The organism is Candidatus Margulisiibacteriota bacterium, from assembly GCA_041650855.1.
GTDB lineage: Bacteria > Margulisbacteria > WOR-1 > O2-12-FULL-45-9 > XYB2-FULL-48-7 > JALOPZ01.
The window spans coordinates 221,024-237,306 of the sequence record JBAZKJ010000002.1; the positions used below are offsets into that span (position 1 = coordinate 221,024).

The 16,283-nt window shown below is 57.3% G+C and carries 18 protein-coding genes; 13 read left to right on the forward strand and 5 right to left on the reverse strand.

The annotated features are described in order from the left end of the window. Positions 1–13: 13 nt before the first annotated feature. Both folK and tsaE read left to right on the forward strand, forming a co-directional pair. Positions 14–664: a 2-amino-4-hydroxy-6-hydroxymethyldihydropteridine diphosphokinase gene (gene folK, locus WC529_05815; protein ID MFA5113790.1), complete on the forward strand. Its 651-nt coding sequence runs from the start codon at positions 14–16 to the stop codon at positions 662–664. Further along, on the forward strand, positions 661–1,092 hold the full coding sequence (gene tsaE / locus WC529_05820; GenBank protein ID MFA5113791.1) for a tRNA (adenosine(37)-N6)-threonylcarbamoyltransferase complex ATPase subunit type 1 TsaE: 432 nt from the start codon (positions 661–663) through the stop codon (positions 1,090–1,092). Before folK ends, tsaE begins: the two co-directional genes overlap by 4 nt. Here the strand turns inward: tsaE and WC529_05825 are convergent. Then, the gene (locus WC529_05825) at positions 1,084–2,376 is read right to left on the reverse strand and encodes a hypothetical protein (GenBank protein ID MFA5113792.1); all 1,293 of its coding nucleotides are present in this window, start codon (positions 2,374–2,376) and stop codon (positions 1,084–1,086) included. The genes tsaE and WC529_05825 overlap by 9 nt on opposite strands. A gap of 54 nt (positions 2,377–2,430) precedes the next feature. Between WC529_05825 and tsaB the strand changes: the two genes are divergently transcribed. After that, positions 2,431–3,096 (forward strand): tRNA (adenosine(37)-N6)-threonylcarbamoyltransferase complex dimerization subunit type 1 TsaB, encoded by a 666-nt coding sequence (gene tsaB / locus WC529_05830; GenBank protein MFA5113793.1) that lies wholly within the window; start codon positions 2,431–2,433, stop codon positions 3,094–3,096. Here the strand turns inward: tsaB and WC529_05835 are convergent. Next, positions 3,077–3,637: a hypothetical protein gene (locus WC529_05835; protein MFA5113794.1), complete on the reverse strand. Its 561-nt coding sequence runs from the start codon at positions 3,635–3,637 to the stop codon at positions 3,077–3,079. The genes tsaB and WC529_05835 overlap by 20 nt on opposite strands. Before the next feature lie 48 nt (positions 3,638–3,685). Here WC529_05835 and rimI point away from each other — a divergent pair, with 48 nt between their 5' ends. Then, the gene (gene rimI, locus WC529_05840; protein MFA5113795.1) at positions 3,686–4,099 is read left to right on the forward strand and encodes a ribosomal protein S18-alanine N-acetyltransferase; all 414 of its coding nucleotides are present in this window, start codon (positions 3,686–3,688) and stop codon (positions 4,097–4,099) included. Between the two features lie 2 nt (positions 4,100–4,101). Here the strand turns inward: rimI and WC529_05845 are convergent, their stop codons facing one another. After that, positions 4,102–4,665: a hypothetical protein gene (locus WC529_05845; GenBank protein ID MFA5113796.1), complete on the reverse strand. Its 564-nt coding sequence runs from the start codon at positions 4,663–4,665 to the stop codon at positions 4,102–4,104. A 106-nt stretch (positions 4,666–4,771) separates the two neighbouring features. Here WC529_05845 and WC529_05850 point away from each other — a divergent pair, with 106 nt between their 5' ends. Further along, positions 4,772–7,189: a homocysteine S-methyltransferase family protein gene (locus WC529_05850; GenBank protein MFA5113797.1), complete on the forward strand. Its 2,418-nt coding sequence runs from the start codon at positions 4,772–4,774 to the stop codon at positions 7,187–7,189. Here WC529_05850 and WC529_05855 read toward each other — a convergent pair. Both WC529_05855 and WC529_05860 read right to left on the reverse strand, forming a co-directional pair. After that, positions 7,186–7,548, reverse strand: a complete 363-nt coding sequence (locus WC529_05855; GenBank protein ID MFA5113798.1) for a hypothetical protein — start codon at positions 7,546–7,548, stop codon at positions 7,186–7,188. The genes WC529_05850 and WC529_05855 overlap by 4 nt on opposite strands. 70 nt (positions 7,549–7,618) lie before the next feature. Continuing rightward, positions 7,619–8,182: a DNA-3-methyladenine glycosylase gene (locus WC529_05860; GenBank protein MFA5113799.1), complete on the reverse strand. Its 564-nt coding sequence runs from the start codon at positions 8,180–8,182 to the stop codon at positions 7,619–7,621. Positions 8,183–8,220: 38 nt separating this feature from the next. On the opposite strand from WC529_05860, the gene galT reads away from it, so the two are divergent. From galT to WC529_05900, 8 genes are read left to right on the forward strand one after another with little or no spacing between them, the layout of a single operon-like run. After that, positions 8,221–9,234, forward strand: coding sequence for a galactose-1-phosphate uridylyltransferase (gene galT / locus WC529_05865; GenBank protein ID MFA5113800.1), 1,014 nt, complete (start codon positions 8,221–8,223; stop codon positions 9,232–9,234). An 8-nt stretch (positions 9,235–9,242) separates the two neighbouring features. Further along, a complete protein-coding gene (locus WC529_05870) occupies positions 9,243–10,007 on the forward strand; it encodes an efflux RND transporter periplasmic adaptor subunit (protein MFA5113801.1) in 765 nt (254 codons plus the stop codon). After that, entirely contained in the window at positions 10,007–10,741 is a 735-nt protein-coding gene (locus WC529_05875) for an ABC transporter ATP-binding protein (GenBank protein MFA5113802.1), read from the forward strand. Before WC529_05870 ends, WC529_05875 begins: the two co-directional genes overlap by 1 nt. Continuing rightward, a complete protein-coding gene (locus tag WC529_05880) occupies positions 10,738–11,682 on the forward strand; it encodes an ABC transporter ATP-binding protein (protein MFA5113803.1) in 945 nt (314 codons plus the stop codon). The genes WC529_05875 and WC529_05880 overlap by 4 nt, the downstream gene beginning before the upstream one ends. Beyond that, positions 11,682–12,818, forward strand: a complete 1,137-nt coding sequence (locus WC529_05885) for an ABC transporter permease (protein MFA5113804.1) — start codon at positions 11,682–11,684, stop codon at positions 12,816–12,818. The genes WC529_05880 and WC529_05885 overlap by 1 nt, the downstream gene beginning before the upstream one ends. A gap of 7 nt (positions 12,819–12,825) precedes the next feature. After that, positions 12,826–13,956 carry an ABC transporter permease gene (locus tag WC529_05890; GenBank protein MFA5113805.1) on the forward strand — a complete coding sequence of 377 codons (1,131 nt, stop codon included), beginning with the start codon at positions 12,826–12,828 and terminating at the stop codon, positions 13,954–13,956. Positions 13,957–13,964: 8 nt separating this feature from the next. After that, positions 13,965–15,098: an ABC transporter permease gene (locus tag WC529_05895; GenBank protein ID MFA5113806.1), complete on the forward strand. Its 1,134-nt coding sequence runs from the start codon at positions 13,965–13,967 to the stop codon at positions 15,096–15,098. After that, positions 15,095–16,228: an ABC transporter permease gene (locus WC529_05900; GenBank protein ID MFA5113807.1), complete on the forward strand. Its 1,134-nt coding sequence runs from the start codon at positions 15,095–15,097 to the stop codon at positions 16,226–16,228. The genes WC529_05895 and WC529_05900 overlap by 4 nt, the downstream gene beginning before the upstream one ends. The last annotated feature ends 55 nt before the right edge of the window (positions 16,229–16,283 follow it).

Genomic DNA, 16,283 nt, shown 5'->3' on the forward strand with positions numbered 1-16,283 from the left:
TATGGCGAAAAAAATGAAAAAGAAAGTTAAACCGGCGAAGAAAAAGGCGACGAAAGCCAAAAAGCCGGCCGGTCATGGGAAGAAAGCCGGCAAGGCGGGGAAAGGGAAAAAACCGGGCGGTATTACCATCGCCTATCTCGGGCTCGGCTCCAACGTCGGCGACCGGGAAGAGTACATCGAACAAGCTTGTTTCCTGCTGGAGAAGAACCCGAACATCCACGTTGCCAAGCGCTCCTCCAACTACGAGACCGAAGCGGAGGGGGGCGGCGAACAGGCACCGTTCATCAACGCCGCGGTCGAGATCCGGACCAAGCTATCCGCGCATAAATTGCTGGAAGTCTGCCAGGAGATCGAGACCGCCCTGGGCCGCGAGCGCGAGAGCGAGTGGGGGCCGCGGACGATCGACATCGATATCCTGCTTTACAACAATGACATTATTTCCGACGATAAACTGCAGATCCCGCACCCGCTGATGCACGAACGGATGTTCGTCCTGAAGCCGCTGCGCGAGATCGCTCAGAACGCCATCCACCCGGTGCTGGAAAAGAACATCGTCGCGATCTACGAAGAGCGCAAGGCCGAGGGGGGCGAAAAGTACGACGACGAGCTCCCCGGCTTCAAAGAGATCAAAGGCGCGAGTTTCGACGACTACGAGCGTTGGTGAACTTCACCACAAAAAGCGCTGAAGAGACTGTCGAGCTCGGCAGGCGGATCGGCGCTTTTTTGTTGCCCAACGAGATCATTGCCCTGACCGGCAACCTGGGAGCGGGGAAGACGACCCTGATTCAGGGGATCGCTGCCGGCCTCGGCGTCAAAGATTACGTTACCTCGCCGACCTTTATTATTATTAACGAATACCCGGGCCGGTTGCCGTTTTACCACATCGATCTTTACCGGCTTGATGATGTCGCGCAGGTCGCCGAGCTGGGGATCGAAGAGTATTTTGCTAACGGCGGGGTTTGCGTGATCGAATGGGCGGAGAAGCTGGACGGTTTACTGCCCGCCGGCGCGGAGGGGATCACGATCGAAAGCAAAGGGGAGAATGAACGGGCGATCAGCGTCTCCCCGGGTTTAGCGGCGCGATTAGATTAAGCGATTTGGAAAACGATAATTATTTGCCGTTAAAGCATTTTCCGGGTCAGTGGCAGAATGGACGGCATAATGCCAGGCGACAGCAACTGTGACCCCCTGTTCCCGATACAAGTTGACCAGGCGATCCCTTTCGTTCAACGCTTTCTGCACGGCGGAGTCAGGGTCGGCAGGATTACCAATCGCGAAATACCAGGCATCGGCGGCGGTCAGGCCTCTTGCCCCGTATTTGGCGAGCAATAACCCTTTGTCGTCGAAGGCTTTTAAAACGGCTTTTCCCGGATCGGCAGGATTACCGACCGCGAAATACCAGGCATCGGCGGCCGAGAGCCCCCGTTCTTGATATTCTGCCAGCAGGCGCGCGGATACTGCCAGCGCGTTAAGCAACGCTGATTCTGGATCGGCAGGATTACTAATCGCGAAGTGCCAGGCATTGGCGGCGGTTACTCCTTGCTCTTGATACTTGGCGAGTAATTGATCGACTACGGCGAGCGCTTGCCGCAAGGCTTTTTCCGGGTCTTTGGCATTATGGACCGCAAAGTAGCGGGCCTCGGCGGCAGAAATTCCCCGGTCCTGGTATTTACCGAACAAGACGGAGGCTGTTTCCAGTGCCTTGAGCAATGCGGCCTCCGGATCGGCGGAACAATAGAAGGCAAAGTGCCAGGCCTCACTGGCCGAGACCCCTCGCACTTGGTATTTAGTGAACAAGTTATCAGCTTGTTCCAGCGCTTTTGAAAGTGCTTGTTCGGGGCCACTGGGATTGCCCAAAATGAAATGCCAGACATCGGCTGTCGTTATCCCCTGAGCTGCGAATTTATCGGTTAAATGACGGATCTGGCCGAAAGGGGTCAGGGTGCCGGCCGCCTTGGTTAATTGTTGTTTGGTCGGCTGCCATTTTACCTGGTGTTCGGCGATGGTCCACATCAGCATCCCGGCGATCCGGGCCGGATCGAGGTCGGTGGAGCGTTCGAGCAGCGCCTCCGCGTCCGCTTCGGCCAGCATCCCCCAGGCTTGCAGGCATTCCAGCTTGGCAGGATTACTGCGGACCAGCCCAACGGCGGCCGCCAGTGCCAGGGTTTGGGGTTCAACGTTCTCAATAAAAGAACCAGATTTTTGCCAGGTGGCAACAATGCCGTTTGCCAGCCACTCGGAATAGACAGTTGCCCTTCTGCTCAGAAGGCCGGGATTTTTCTTGGGGGGAGTAGCTGGCCGGAAAGCAAAATCGGGACGCCGAAAGGCGAGATTTGTGCTTCTTTGCGACGCTCTAAAAACCGCTGGCGCTTCCATAAGATATTATCGCCAAAAATAGCCAGAAATTGCAGAGTTTGTTATACTTGGCATATGAAAGTCCTGGGGCTTAGCAGCGCGACCAAGATCATCAGTTTTGGCTTGCTCGACGGCGAGCGGATCGTCGCCGAAGCGACCATTGCCGAAACGCGGGCGGAGACGATCATGCCGCTCCTGGCGCAGGCGGGCGTTCTGCCGGAACAGCTCGACGCGATCGCCGTCTGCCAGGGGCCGGGGTCGTATTCCGGCCTGCGCGGCGGCCTGGCAACGGCTAAAGCGCTGGCGCAAACGCTCGATAAACCGCTGGTCGGCGTCTCGACCCTGGACGCGATCGCTTTCAACCTGGTCGATATCGAGGGGACAATGGCCGTTATCCTGGATGCCCGGGGGGATGAATATAATTTCGCCCTGTTCGGTGCCAGCGGCGGCCAGTTAAAGCGGCTAACCGCTGACCTGGCGTTAAAGCTGGCAGTGATCAAAGAGCGGCTCTTAGCGATCACCGGAGAGCTGTGGCTGGTCGGGAATCTGGATAAAATGCGGGATGAAGAATGCGGAATGCGGAACAATATCCATTTAGCTGATGAGCTGCAATGCCATCCTTACGGCGTCAATGTCGCCCGGCTGGGAGCGCTTAAGCTTCAGGCCGGGGAGAAAGCCGATCCGCTCAACCTGGTCCCGGACTATTCACACCAGCCGAACATCAGAGAGTTCCGCGCTTAAGCGCCCCGGCTAACTGCTCAAAGTTGCGATAGACCGTCGGTTCATCCCGCCTGATCCTTTTAATGTACGCCTGGATAGCCTTATTCCCCCAGGCTTTGCGGACATACCAGCCGAAGATCTCGTTGACCCGCTGGAGATCGATGATCCCCTGGCTGGCATAAATGTTGATGTAATCAAAATTGATCAGGTATTGGTCGACCTCGTAATCGGAAAAGGTTTCCGGCGGCCGCCGGCCGGCCGGGGTCCGTTCAACGATCGTCAATTCTCCGTAATCGATCGCTTCCATGATCCGGTTGTTGAGCGGGTTGCCTTCGTAGAAGGTCTCCTTCAGGTCGAGCAGGAACTGCGCCTTGCTGGTCTTGTCCAGGACATGGAGCTGGATCGAGCCGATAATTATAGTGGCCAGGACCAGGAGGATGGTGCTCTCCGAGATCAGCTCGGACAGCTTGGCTTTCTTTTTCAGGACCGAATGCCCCAGGAAGAAAGCCATAGCGACAAAGACCAAGGAGAAAATGATCGCGGCGGTCAGGAAAGTGCTCATCAGGTGCCCCCTTTTGTTTTCCAGTAATTATACTATAATTGACGCAGGATGATAATGATCACGCCGATGAAAGATAAGGATATCCCGGCGGTCGTGGAGATCGAAGCGCTCTCCTTTAAATACCCCAAGCCGGAAGCGGTCTTTCGCGAAGATGAGCATAAGTACCTCGTGGCCAGGGACGAGCAGAAGATCGTCGGCTATATCGGCATCGAAAAGATCCTCGACGAGGTCCACATCATTAACATGGCGGTCCACCCGGGCTACAGGGGGCAGGGGGTCGGTAATCGTCTGATGCAGCATGTCCTCAACGACGAGGAGGTCTTTTTTCTGGAGGTCCGCGTTTCCAACGAATCGGCGAAAAAGATCTACGAGCGGTACGGTTTTAAAGTGATCAATACCCGTAAAGAGTATTATGCCGACGGCGAAGACGCTTTAGTGATGCGACGGATCCCCGGCGAATAAAATCATCCCGCTATTCGGCAATAGAAGGTCAGACCGCGCAAAAAGCTGCTGTCCGGTTCTTCAATGAAGGTAATGTCCGGGCTAAAGGTGCCTTTAATCATGGCCTGCAGATATTTTTTGACGGGCAGTCGGTCTTCTACTGCTTTCCCGGGTTTGGTGAAAGACGCTGAAAAATCAAATATTTGTATCCTGAGCAGATCAGCGGTATAACTGAACTTAATTTCCCCGCCGACGATATTTTGCTGACTATACTGTAATCCCAGGACCAAGTTCGCTATCTGATGATGCTGGGATTTACTGACACCATCAAGGGCCAGAATATTTCGGCTGACATCAAAGATATATTTGCGCGCCAAGCTCCCGGTCTGCTTAATAAATAACAAGAATTCTTTCAAGTTGGTTTGCTCCAAAGTGAAAGGCCTTAAGTAGGGGGCTAAAGCGACCGGCGGGATGGTTGGCGGGCCGACCGGAATCGCCGCCGCAACCGGTTTTTTCGGCGAAGCCGGCTTAGGGGCCTTGGCCGCTCTACCGGCGAACAAATTTCTGAATATTTTTCCGATTCCCATATTTATTTCCGCTGATCTATCAGCTTATTCGGCGGGGGATTTCACTTTTTTCTTTTAACTGATCGATATGCTATAATTTTTGTAAATGCCGGATATATTAGCAGAATTGAGTAAACGTATTCTCGTCATGGACGGAGCCATGGGAACCCAGCTGATGGAGCGGGGGATCCGGCCGGAAGATTGCTTTGACGCGATCAACCTCAAGAAGCCGGAAGTCGTTTTAGCGGTCCACAAGGCTTACGTCAACGCCGGAGCGGACATCATTGAAACGAACACGTTCGGCGCCAACCGGATCAAGCTGGCGGATTATCAGCTCGATAAAAAGGTCAAAGAGCTCAATGTTGCGGCGGCGCAGTTGGCCAGGAAAGCCATTGGCGAAAAAGGTTTCGTCTGCGGCTCGATCGGCCCGCTCGGCAAGATGCTGGAACCGCTCGGGGAAGTCACTTTTGACCAGGCTTACGAGGCGTTCGCCGAACAGGCCAAAGCGTTGGCCGAGGGCGGGGTCGATGTTGTGTCGGTCGAGACCATTTCCGACCTGCAGGAGATGCGGGCGGCGGTCATCGCCGTTAAGACGGAAACGAGGCTTCCGGTCATCGCCAGCCTAACTTATGACGAGGGGGAAAAGACCGTTTACGGCACGACCCCCGAAGTCGCTGTCGCGGTTCTGGAACCGCTCGGGATCGACGTTATTGCCGCTAACTGCTCGACCGGGCCGGAAGGGATGCTCAAGGTCGCCAAACGACTGCTGGCCGCTGCCCGGGTCCCGGTCATGGTGATGCCGAACGCCGGGATGCCGGAACTGATCGGCAACCAGGCGGTCTATAAAATGACGCCCGAGAAGTTCGGCGCTTTTGCGCGGAAATTCGCGGAACTGGGGGTCAGAATCGTCGGGGGATGCTGCGGGACAGGGCCAGCTCACATTAAAGCGATAAAATCCGAAATACTAAATACTAAATACGAAACAAATTCGAAGCTCGAAATTCGAAAGACGCAATTCGCGAGCCGAACCAGGGTCGTTGAATTGAAAGCCGGTACGCCGTTGCTGGTCGGGGAGCGGATCAACCCGACCGGCCGGCCGCTGTTCCAGGCGGAGATCAAAGAGGGGAAAACCCGGATCCTGCGGCAGGAAGCAAGCGAACAGGCCAAGCACAAAGCCGACCTTTTGGACCTGAACATTTCCGTTCCCGAGACGGCGGAGTCGGAAAACATGGCCAAGGCGGTCAAGGTCGTCCAGTCGGTGGCCGAAACGCCGCTTTCGCTCGACAGCCCGAATCGCTTTGCCCTGGAAGCGGGCCTGAAGCAGTGCTGCGGCCGGCCGCTGCTCAATTCGGTCAACGGTAAGAGGGAGAGCTTGGAGAGCGTCCTGCCGCTGGCGAAAAAATACGGGGCGGCGATCATTGCGCTGGCTTTGGACGAAAAGGGTTTGCCGCAATCGGCCGACGACCGGGTCCGGATCGCCGAGCGGATCGTCCAGTCAGCGGTGGAGCGGGGGATCGCCAAGGAAGATATTTTCGTCGACTGCCTGGTCCTGACGGCCGGGGTCGGCATTCACGGCTGTCTGGAAACTTTGAAAGCGCTGCCGCTGGTCAAAGAGCGGCTTGGCGTCAGGACGATCCTGGGGATCAGCAATGTTTCGCACGGCATGCCTGAGCGGGCAAAATTGAACGCTCTTTATTACCAGCTGGCGCTGACTTACGGTCTTGATGCGGCCATCATCGATGTCACGGATAAGGCTATTAAAGGCCCATTAAGGCCCATAAAGGCGAAAAAGGCTGAGGGCAGGGAACGGCTATTAGAGGCGTTTAAGGCGGAAGTGGAGAGACAAAGGCGACTGGGTAAGCCGGGGGAGAAGAAGCGGGAAGCGGTCCTCAAGAACATTAAACTAACGGGGTATCAGGATATCAGGAAAGCGGTGATCAATGGTGACGCCGAAGCGGTCGCCGAATTGGTCAGGCAAGCATTGGCGAAAAAACTTAACCCGCAAAAGATCATCGATTCGGCTTTGATCCCGGGGATGGAAACGGTCGGCAAAAAGTTCTCGAAAAAAGAATTCTTCCTGCCGCAAGTGATCGAAGCGGCCGAAGCGATGAAACGCGGGTTTGAGCTATGCAAAGAAAAATTGCCCAAGGGGAAGAGCAAGTCGGCCGGTAAAGTCGTGCTGGCCACGGTCAAAGGGGATATCCACGACATCGGCAAGAACATCGTCAAAATGCTATTGGAAAACCACGGTTTCAGCGTCGTCGATCTGGGCAAGGATGTCCCGCCGGAAAAGATCGTCGAGGCGGCGAAAAAGGAAAGGCCGAACGTGATCGCGCTCTCCGCTCTGCTAACCACGACCATGGTCGAAATGGGCATAGTTAAGGAAGAGTTGAAAAAAGCAAAATTGGCTATTCCCTTGCTGGTCGGCGGGGCGGTGGTGACCAAGGGGTATGCCGACCGGATCGGCGCCGTTTACAGCCTGGACGCGGTCGGGGCGGTTAACCTGGCCAAGCAGATCATTAAATCGGCCGGCCGGAAAAGTTAGCCCAGGTAATTTTCCGGGATGATCGCCGCCGGCAGAGGCGTTGCAAGCTTAAGGACCGGCTCCGCCGCCGCGAGCTCGATCTCCGGCACCGGCAACTCCGGAGCTAATTCGAGCGGTTTATCAAGCCGCAGAAAGTGGGTCGAGCCCCAGGCAACCTCAAAACTGACCGCTTCCAGCCGTTCGAGCAGCGGTAGTGCGGTGGTGAATTCAAAGATATTCAGCCCCTCTTTGGATGACCCGGAGATCGCCCACTGTCTGTCCGCCAGCGGCCTGATCCTCAGATTGAGGAAGTGCCTTTCTCCCAGTTGATTGCGGGCCGGTACGTGAATATTCCTAATGATGCCGGATAAAATTGCCATGTTAGTCTCCTTATTGCGACAACCTTAGCTGTATCGGCCGGGGGGCGGGGTAATTTCACTATAAAAGCGGTTATTGGGAAACGTAAGGATTATCTTTAAGCCAAAACCGCCAGGGGATGTTGGCCCAGTAGGGGCCGGCGTAGTCGATGCCGACGCGGGGGCCGCGTTTGATCTTGACCTTTGCCCGATCATCCTCCAGCCAGAGCCGTTTAGACCGGGTCAGGTCTTCGCCGTAAAACGACTTATCAAGCTTGAAGGTTTTACAGAACTTGCCCGGGCCGCTGGCCTGGCGGCCGGAAAAACCCTGGACCGGTTCAACTGCCCGTACGAGCAAGCATTCCGGATGTCCGGCCGGCCCGGTCGAGATATTGAACTGCCAGTGCAGGCCGTAGACCAGATATATGTATACATGGCCGCCCCGGAGATATTCCGCCTTGTTCCTTTCGGTCACTTTGCCGCCAAAAGCGTGGGAAGCGCGGTCTTTGACGGAATAATAGACCTCGACTTCCGCGACCTTGCCGATGATCTTCCGGCCGCGGTAAACGCGGACGATCCGCTTGCCCAGGAGGTTTTTGGCGACGGTCAGGGCGGGGCGGCGGAAAAACGTTCCAGTTAACTTTCTGGCGGGTTTCATGGTATACTTTCCCATTATTATAGCACTGGTAAAGGCTTATGCCTGAACTGAGGTTGAATACCGCCACCAAAGAGTGGGTCATAATCGCCACCGAGCGCGCCAAGCGGCCGGAGGATTTCGCCAATAAAGCTTATACGCTGGCCAGCGACAGCGCCGCCAATTGCCCCTTTTGCCCCGGTAAGGAAGCCAAGACCCCAAAAGAAGTGTTTGCCCTCAGGGAGCCGGGGACGCTGTCCGATACCGGCGGCTGGCGGGTCAGGGTCATTCCCAACGCTTTCCCGGCGCTGGCGCCGACCGGTGAGCCGAAACGGGAAAAAAGCCCCGAAGGTTTCCTGAAAATGAACGGGGTCGGGCTCCACGACGTCATCATTGAATCGCCCGACCACGAAGCGATCATTGCCACCATGCCGCGGGCCGCGGTCGAAGACATTTTCCTGGCTTACCGGGAGCGGTTCAGCCGGCTGGCCGGCGACCGGCGGTTCGAATCGATCATCCTGTTCAAGAACCACGGCCATAACGCCGGGACCTCGCTCCATCACCCGCACTCGCAGATCGTGGCGATGCCGGTCACGCCGCGGGCCACGCGCGACCGGATCGAGATCGCCCGGGGGCATTTTGATGAAACGGGGAGCTGCCTCTATTGCGATATGATCGCGGCCGAGAAACAAGCGCAAGCGCGGATCGTCCTGGAATCCGCCAATTTTATCGTTTTTGCGCCGTTCGCTTCCCGCCTGCCGTTCGAGACCTGGGTCCTGCCCAAGAAGCATGCTTCGAACTTTGAAAAGATCACCGTGGAGCCGTGCCGGGAGCTGGCCGGAGTAGTGCAGGCCGTGCTGCAGAAGCTGCACCGGGCGCTGGGCAACCCGGACTTCAACTACGCGATCTATTCCGCTCCCTGCCGGGAGCACGACCTGGAATATTTCCACTGGAACCTGAAGATCTTCCCGCGGGTGACGAGCCAGGCCGGTTTCGAAGTGGGCTCGGGGATGATGATCAATACCGTTGTTCCGGAAGCCGCGGCCCAATATTTGCGAGAGGGGGAAAAGAAATGAGTAAACGGATGATGATGATTTTAGGAGCGGTGGCGGTCGTGGCGGTCGGGGTTTTTGCCTGGTTCTACGTCGCCCAGTACCTTGATCAGGGCTTGACCGCTTCGGGGACGATCGAGGCGACCGAAGTGGTGGTCAGCAGCAAGGTGCCCGGCCATATCCTGTCGCTCAATTACGATGAGGGGGACAGCGTCTCGAAAGAAGCGCTGATCGCCAAGATCGACCCGACCGACGCGCGGGCGGCGTTGCTCAACGCCCAGGCGCGCTTTGACGAGGCGAAAAGCGATTTTCTCCGAAATAAGCAGCTGTTCGGCAGCAACATGATCAGCGCGCAGCAGTACGACGCGGCCAAGGCGAATTATGAGGCGGCCCAGGCCGGCCTGGACCAGGCCAAAGATGGTTTTGTCCACACCGATATCACCGCCCCGATCTCCGGCGTGGTCCTGGTCAAGGCGGTCGAGGTCGGCGAACTGGCGAACTTCGGCACGCCGATAGTTACTCTGGCGGATATCAGGCTGCTCAAGCTGATGGTCTACCTCAATGAAAAGGATATCGGCAAGATCAAGCTCGGCGACGTGGTCAAAGTGACGGTCGACGCTTACCCGAACCAGACCTTCACGGGGAAGATCACCCACATTTCCGACAAGGCGGAATTCACCCCCAAAGCGATCCAGACCAAGGACGAACGGACCACGCTGGTCTTTGGCATTAAAGTGGAAATTCCCAATCCCGACCAGAGGTTGAAGCCGGGGATGCCGGCCGACGCCGCATTTTAATGGACTACGCGATCGAAGCCCGGGGACTGGTCAAGAAATTTGACGCCGTGACCGCGGTGGCCGGGGTCGATCTGCAAGTCAAAAAAGGGGAGATCTTCGGGCTGGTGGGGCCGGACGGGGCGGGCAAGACGACCACCCTGCGCATCCTTTCGACCGCGATGGAACAGACCGCCGGCGAAGCCCTGGTCCTGGGACTTAACGTCCGCAACCAGGAAGAGTTGATCCGCGACCGGATCGGCTACATGCCCCAGCGGTTCAGCCTCTACGGCGACCTGTCCGTCCAGGAGAACATCGATTTTTTTGCCGATATTTACGGCGTGCCCAAAGGCGAAGAAAGGAAACAGAAAGCGGCAGGATTGCTTAAATTTACCGGCATGCTCCAATTCACCGACCGGCGGGCGGCCAAGCTTTCCGGCGGGATGTACAAAAAACTGGCGTTGGCCTGCATGCTGATCCATACCCCCGAGGTCCTCTTTCTCGACGAACCGACGCTTGGCGTCGACCCGATCTCCCGCCGCGAGTTCTGGCGGATCCTTTACGGCTTAAAAGACGTGACGATCATCGTCAGCACGCCGTACATGGACGAGGCGGAGCGCTGCAACCGGATCGGCCTGATCCGCGAAGGGAAGATGCTGCAGATCGATACCCCGGAGGCGATCAAGCGATCGACCGGGGCCAAGACCCTGGAAGAGGCCTTTATCAACATCGTGGAACAGGGCAGGACGCCGGCATGAGCGAACAGGCGATCGAAGTCCAAGAGCTGGTCAAAAAGTTCGGCGAATTCACCGCGGTCAATCGGATCAGCTTCAACGTCGGCCAGGGAGAAGTGTTCGGTTTTCTGGGGCCGAACGGCGCCGGCAAGACCACGACGATCAGGATGCTCTGCGGCCTGATCGACCCGACCGCCGGCAGCGCCCGGGTCGGCGGCTTTGCGGTCGGCAAGCAGAACGACCAGATCAAGCAGCATATCGGCTACATGTCGCAAAAATTTTCCCTCTATGACGATCTGACCGTTGAGCAGAACATTGAGCTTTACGCCGGGCTTTATCAGACCGAGCCCCAGACCCGCGATAAGAAGAAAACGGAGATCCTGGCGATGGCCGACCTGGTCGGGAAAGAAGGGGTCATGGCCGGCGACCTGGCCGGGGCGCTCAAGCAGCACCTGGCGCTCGGCTGCGCCATGATCCACGACCCGCGGATCATCTTTCTGGACGAGCCGACCGCCGGCGTCGACCCGATCTCCCGCCGCGCTTTCTGGAAAGCGATCGATACGGTCGCCAAGCGCGGCGTGACGGTCCTGGTCACCACCCATTACATGGACGAAGCGGAGCGCTGCGACCGGATCGCCATGATCAGCGCCGGCGACCTGATCGCCCTCGATTCGCCGGCCAACCTGAAAACGCAGATCGCCGGCTCACTGCTGGAGATCGAGTGCGATAATGTCATGATCGCCCTGGAAGCGCTGCGGGAGACCAAGGTCGCCGGCGATGTGGCCCTTTACGGCGTTTTCCTGCATACCATGGTGGAGCAGGAGAGCGCGATCGCCGAGATCCGGGGAGTCCTGACCGGCAAAGGGTTGAACGTCGCCCGGATCGAAAAGATCACCCCGTCCCTTGAGGATGTCTTTGTTTTTCGGGTCGAGCAAGCGGCCCGGGCTAAAGCCGGAGGCAAATAATGTCCTGGCGGCGGCTGATCCCGATCGTTAAAAAAGAGTTCACCCATCTCTTCCGCGATCCGTTGACCCTGGCGATGATGATCGCCCTGCCGGTCTTGATGCTGATCCTTTACGGCTACGCCGCCTCTTTTGACGTCCGCAATGTGCCGCTGGGGGTCTACGATCAAAGCCGGACCCAGGAGAGCCGTCAATTCATCGAACGCTTTACCAGCAGCGGTTATTTCCAATTGATCGAAGAATTTAAGTCGAGCGAACAGTTCCGGGACCGGATGGACGCCGGCAAGCTTCGGGTGATCATCGACATCCCGCCCGATTATGCCCGCAACCTCAGCTCCGGCAAACAGGCGCAGGTCCAGGTGCTGGTCGACGGCTCCGATCCGACCTGGGCGTCATCGGCGATCGGCTACGTTTCCGGGATCTTCCAGACCTATTATCAGGACCGGCTCGCCCTGCTTTTTCAGCGCCACGGTATGGCCCAGGCGGGAAACGACCCGATCGATCTGGCCCAGCGGATCTGGTATAACCCGGACCTGTTAAGCGTTAATTTTTACATCCCGGGCCTGATCGCGGTGATCATGATGCAGATCTCGGCGACGCTGACCTCGCTGGCGATCGTCTCCGAAAAAGAGCAGGGGACGATGGAAGGGCTGATCGTCAGCCCGATTCGCAAGAATGAACTGATGCTGGGCAAGGTCTTGCCCTACGTGATTGTCGCTTTTCTCGACGTCATTGTGGTCACGGTGGTCGGTTTCCTCCTTTTTGGGGTGATGGTCAAAGGTAATTATCTCCTTCTCCTGGTTTGCGCTTTTATTTATCTGCTGGGGGCGATGGGCTTCGGGATCCTGATCTCGACCGGCGCCAAGTCCAGCCAGGAGGCGATGCAGCTGGCCACGCTGACGACGATGCTGCCGTCGATCCTCCTTTCCGGTTTTATTTTTCCGATCGGCAACATGCCGTGGGCGCTGCAGGCGCTTTCTTTAATAATTCCGGCCCGTTACTTTATCGATATCCTCCGGGCGATCTACCTGAAAGGGGTGGGGTTGGAGTGTTTTTGGCAGCCGTTCGCGATGATGACCGCGCTGACGGTCTATAACCTTTACCAGAGCACCAGGAGCTTTAAGAAACGCCTTGATTAGCAAATGGTTGGACAGCAGGATCGCCCATTTTGTCCGGAAGGAATTCCGGCAGCTCTTCCATGATCCGCGGATGCTGGCGATCGCCCTGGTGGCGCCGGCCCTCCAGCTGATCATCCTCGGTTACGTCGCCTCGACCGATATCAAGCACGTTAAGACCGTTATTTTTGATGAGAACAGGTCGGCTTACAGCCGGAACTACCTGGAAAGCCTGGCTAATTCCGGTTATTTTGATCTGGATTATTATGTTGACAGTGATAAAAAGATCGCCTGGATGATCGACAGCGACCAGGCCGATGTCGGGCTGCATATCCCCTATGACTTCAGCCGGCGGATCCTGCGCGGCGAGACCACCCAGGTCCAGGCGGACATTGACGGTTCCAATTCCTCGTTCGCCACGATCGTCCAGGGATATTTGACCCAGATCGATTTTGCCGCCAGCCAGAATTATCTGCAGCAGCGGCTGTCCCGGGCCGGACTGCTGTCCAACGCGCCGCCCCCGCTCGACCTGCGTCTGCGCATCTGGTATAACCCGGACCTGAAAAGCATCAACTTCATGGTCCCGTCGATCTTTGCCCAGCTCCTTTTGATCATCAGCATGATGCTGACCGCCTCGTCGATCGTCAAGGAGAAGGAAAAAGGGACGATGGAGATGCTGGCGGTGACGCCGCTAAAACCGTTCGAGCTCATCATGGGGAAGATGCTCCCCTACGCGATCCTTTCCATGATCGATGTCGCCCTGGTTTTCCTGATCGCCCGGTTCTGGTTCCAGGTGCCGATGCGCGGCAGCATTTTGCTCCTGTTCGGGCTGAGCGCGATCTTTATCCTGTCCGGTCTCGGCCTCGGTTTGCTGGTTTCCGCGTTCTCCCGGACCGAGCGGCAGGCGTCGATGACCAATAACATCGTCACCGCGCCGATGTTCATGCTCTCCGGCTTCACTTTCCCGATCGCCAATATGCCGTGGGCGATCCAATTATTGACTTACCTGATGCCGACCCGCTATTTCCTGGAGATCGTCCGCAACCTGTTCCTCAAGGGGGTCGGGATGCATTATCTCTGGGTCCAGACCTGGCCGCTGCTTGTCCTGGGAGTGGCCCTGATCATGCTGAGCGTCGCCCGTTTCCGTAAAAGCCTGGAGTAGGAGGGGCGATGAACCGGCGGACCTGGGCCATCGCCTGCAAAGAGTATCTGCACATCGTGCGCGACCCGCGCACCCTGCTGATGATCCTCTGCTTCCCGATCTTTTTCCTGGTCCTGTTCGGCTACGCGGTCTCGTTCGACGTCAAACACCTGCCGCTGGCGGTCCTGGACCAGGACCGGAGCGCGGCCAGCCGCGAGTTGATCTCCGGCTTTACCCGGGCCGGTTATTTCGACCTGGTCGAGCACCTCAGCTCCAGCCAACAGTTCGCGGACCGGCTGGACGGCAACCGGGCGAAAGTGATCCTGAACATCCCGGCCGATTTCAGCAACGACGTGAAAAAGGGGATCAGGACCGAGGTCCAGGTCATCCTGGACGGGACCGATCCGACCGTCGCTTCTGCGGCGTTAACTTACCTGAACGGCATCACCGAAGATTTGCAGCGCCGGCTGATCGCCGCGAAGATGGTCCGTTTCAAGGTCAAGGCCGTCGGCCTGAGCCCGATCGGCCTGCGGACCCGCGTCTGGTACAATCCGGACCTGCGCAGCCTGAACTTTTTTATCCCCGGGTTGATCTGCGTCATTCTGATGCTGATCTCGGCCGCCTTGACGTCGGTCATTATCGTCTCGGAAAAGGAGCTGGGGACGATGGAAAAACTGGTCATCAGCCCGGTGCGCAAGACGGAGCTGATGGTCGGCAAGCTCCTCCCTTACAGCCTGATCGCTTTCCTGGATATCCTGCTGGTGATCGCGGTCGGCCACTACTGGTTCCGGGTGCCGATCAAGGGGGACCTGCTTCTGCTGGCCGTCAGTTCGTTCATCTTTTTGTTCGGTTCGATGGCGATCGGCCTTCTGATCTCGGTCAACTCCCGCACCAGCCCCGAAGCGATCATGACCGCGATGCTGATCACCCTGCTGCCGACCACCCTGCTCTCCGGTTTTATTTTTCCGGTCGAAAATATGCCGTGGCCGCTGCAGGTCTTTTCGCTTTTCCTGCCGGCCCGCTATTTCCTGGTGATATTACGGGGGATCTTCCTCAAGGGGGTCGGGTTGCCCCAGCTGTGGCCAAGTATATTGGCTTTGACGCTTTTGACCGGCCTGGTGGTCCTGGCCAGTGAGCGGCGTTTCAAGAAGAGGGTGGAATGATCGACAACCGGTTGGCTCATTTTATCAGGAAAGAGCTGTGGCAGCTGCTGCACGACCGGCGGATGCTGGGAGTGGCGATCCTGGCGCCGGTCATCCAGTTGATCATCCTCGGCTACGTCGCTTCGACCGACGTCAAGAACGTGGCGACGGCCGTCCTTGATCAGGATAATTCCGCTTATAGCCGTGCTTATCTCAACAGTTACCGGAATTCCGGATACTTTGACCTCAAATATCGGGTGAAGAACGACCGGGAGATCGCGGCGCTCTTGGACGGGGGAGAGGCCAAGCTTGCCCTCAAGATCCCGGTCGATTTCGGCCGCCGGATCGTCCGGGGGGAGCCGGTCGACGTGCAAGCGATCATCGACGGCGTTAATTCTTCCTCGGCCACGATCATTGCCGGCTACGTCGAACAGATCAATTACCGGAACGCCGGCGTTTTGCTGGAACAGCGGCTAACTCAGGCCGGCATGCCGGCCGACGTTTTTACGCTGGTCGATCTCCGGCCGCGGATCTGGTACAACCCGGAGATGAAAAGCGTTAATTTCATGGTGCCGGCGATCTTTTCCCTGGTCCTGATGATCATCAGCATGCTCCTGACCTCGTTTTCGATCGTCAAGGAAAAGGAAAAAGGGACATTAGAACAGCTGCTGGTCACTCCGCTGCGGCCGACGGAGCTGATCCTGGGCAAATTGCTGCCGTTCTCGATCGTCGCCTTGATCGATATCGTGCTGGTTTACCTGGTCGCCCGGTGGTGGTTCTGGGTGCCGATGCGGGGAAGTACGCTGCTGTTGTTCGGGTTAGGGGGGATATTTTTGCTGACCGGGTTGGGGTTGGGCGTTTTTATCTCCATCGTCTCCGCCAACCAGCGCCAGGCGATGATGGCGGCGCTGTTCGTGATGATCCCCTCCATTATCCTGTCCGGTTTCATCTTCCCGATCGCCAACATGCCGGGGCCGATCCAGCTGGTGACCTATTTCATCCCCGCCCGCTACTTTCTGGAAATAGTCAGGGGGCTGTTCCTGAAAGGGGTAGGGATGGAATACCTCTGGCTTAACGTGCTGGCCCTGCTGGTCTTCGGGGTGGCCCTTTTGACCGCCAGCGTCCTGGAATTCCGCCGCAAGCTGGATTAAGGCTTGACAGGCGCCGCCGGTTATGGTATGATATATCATACCATTCATATTATCC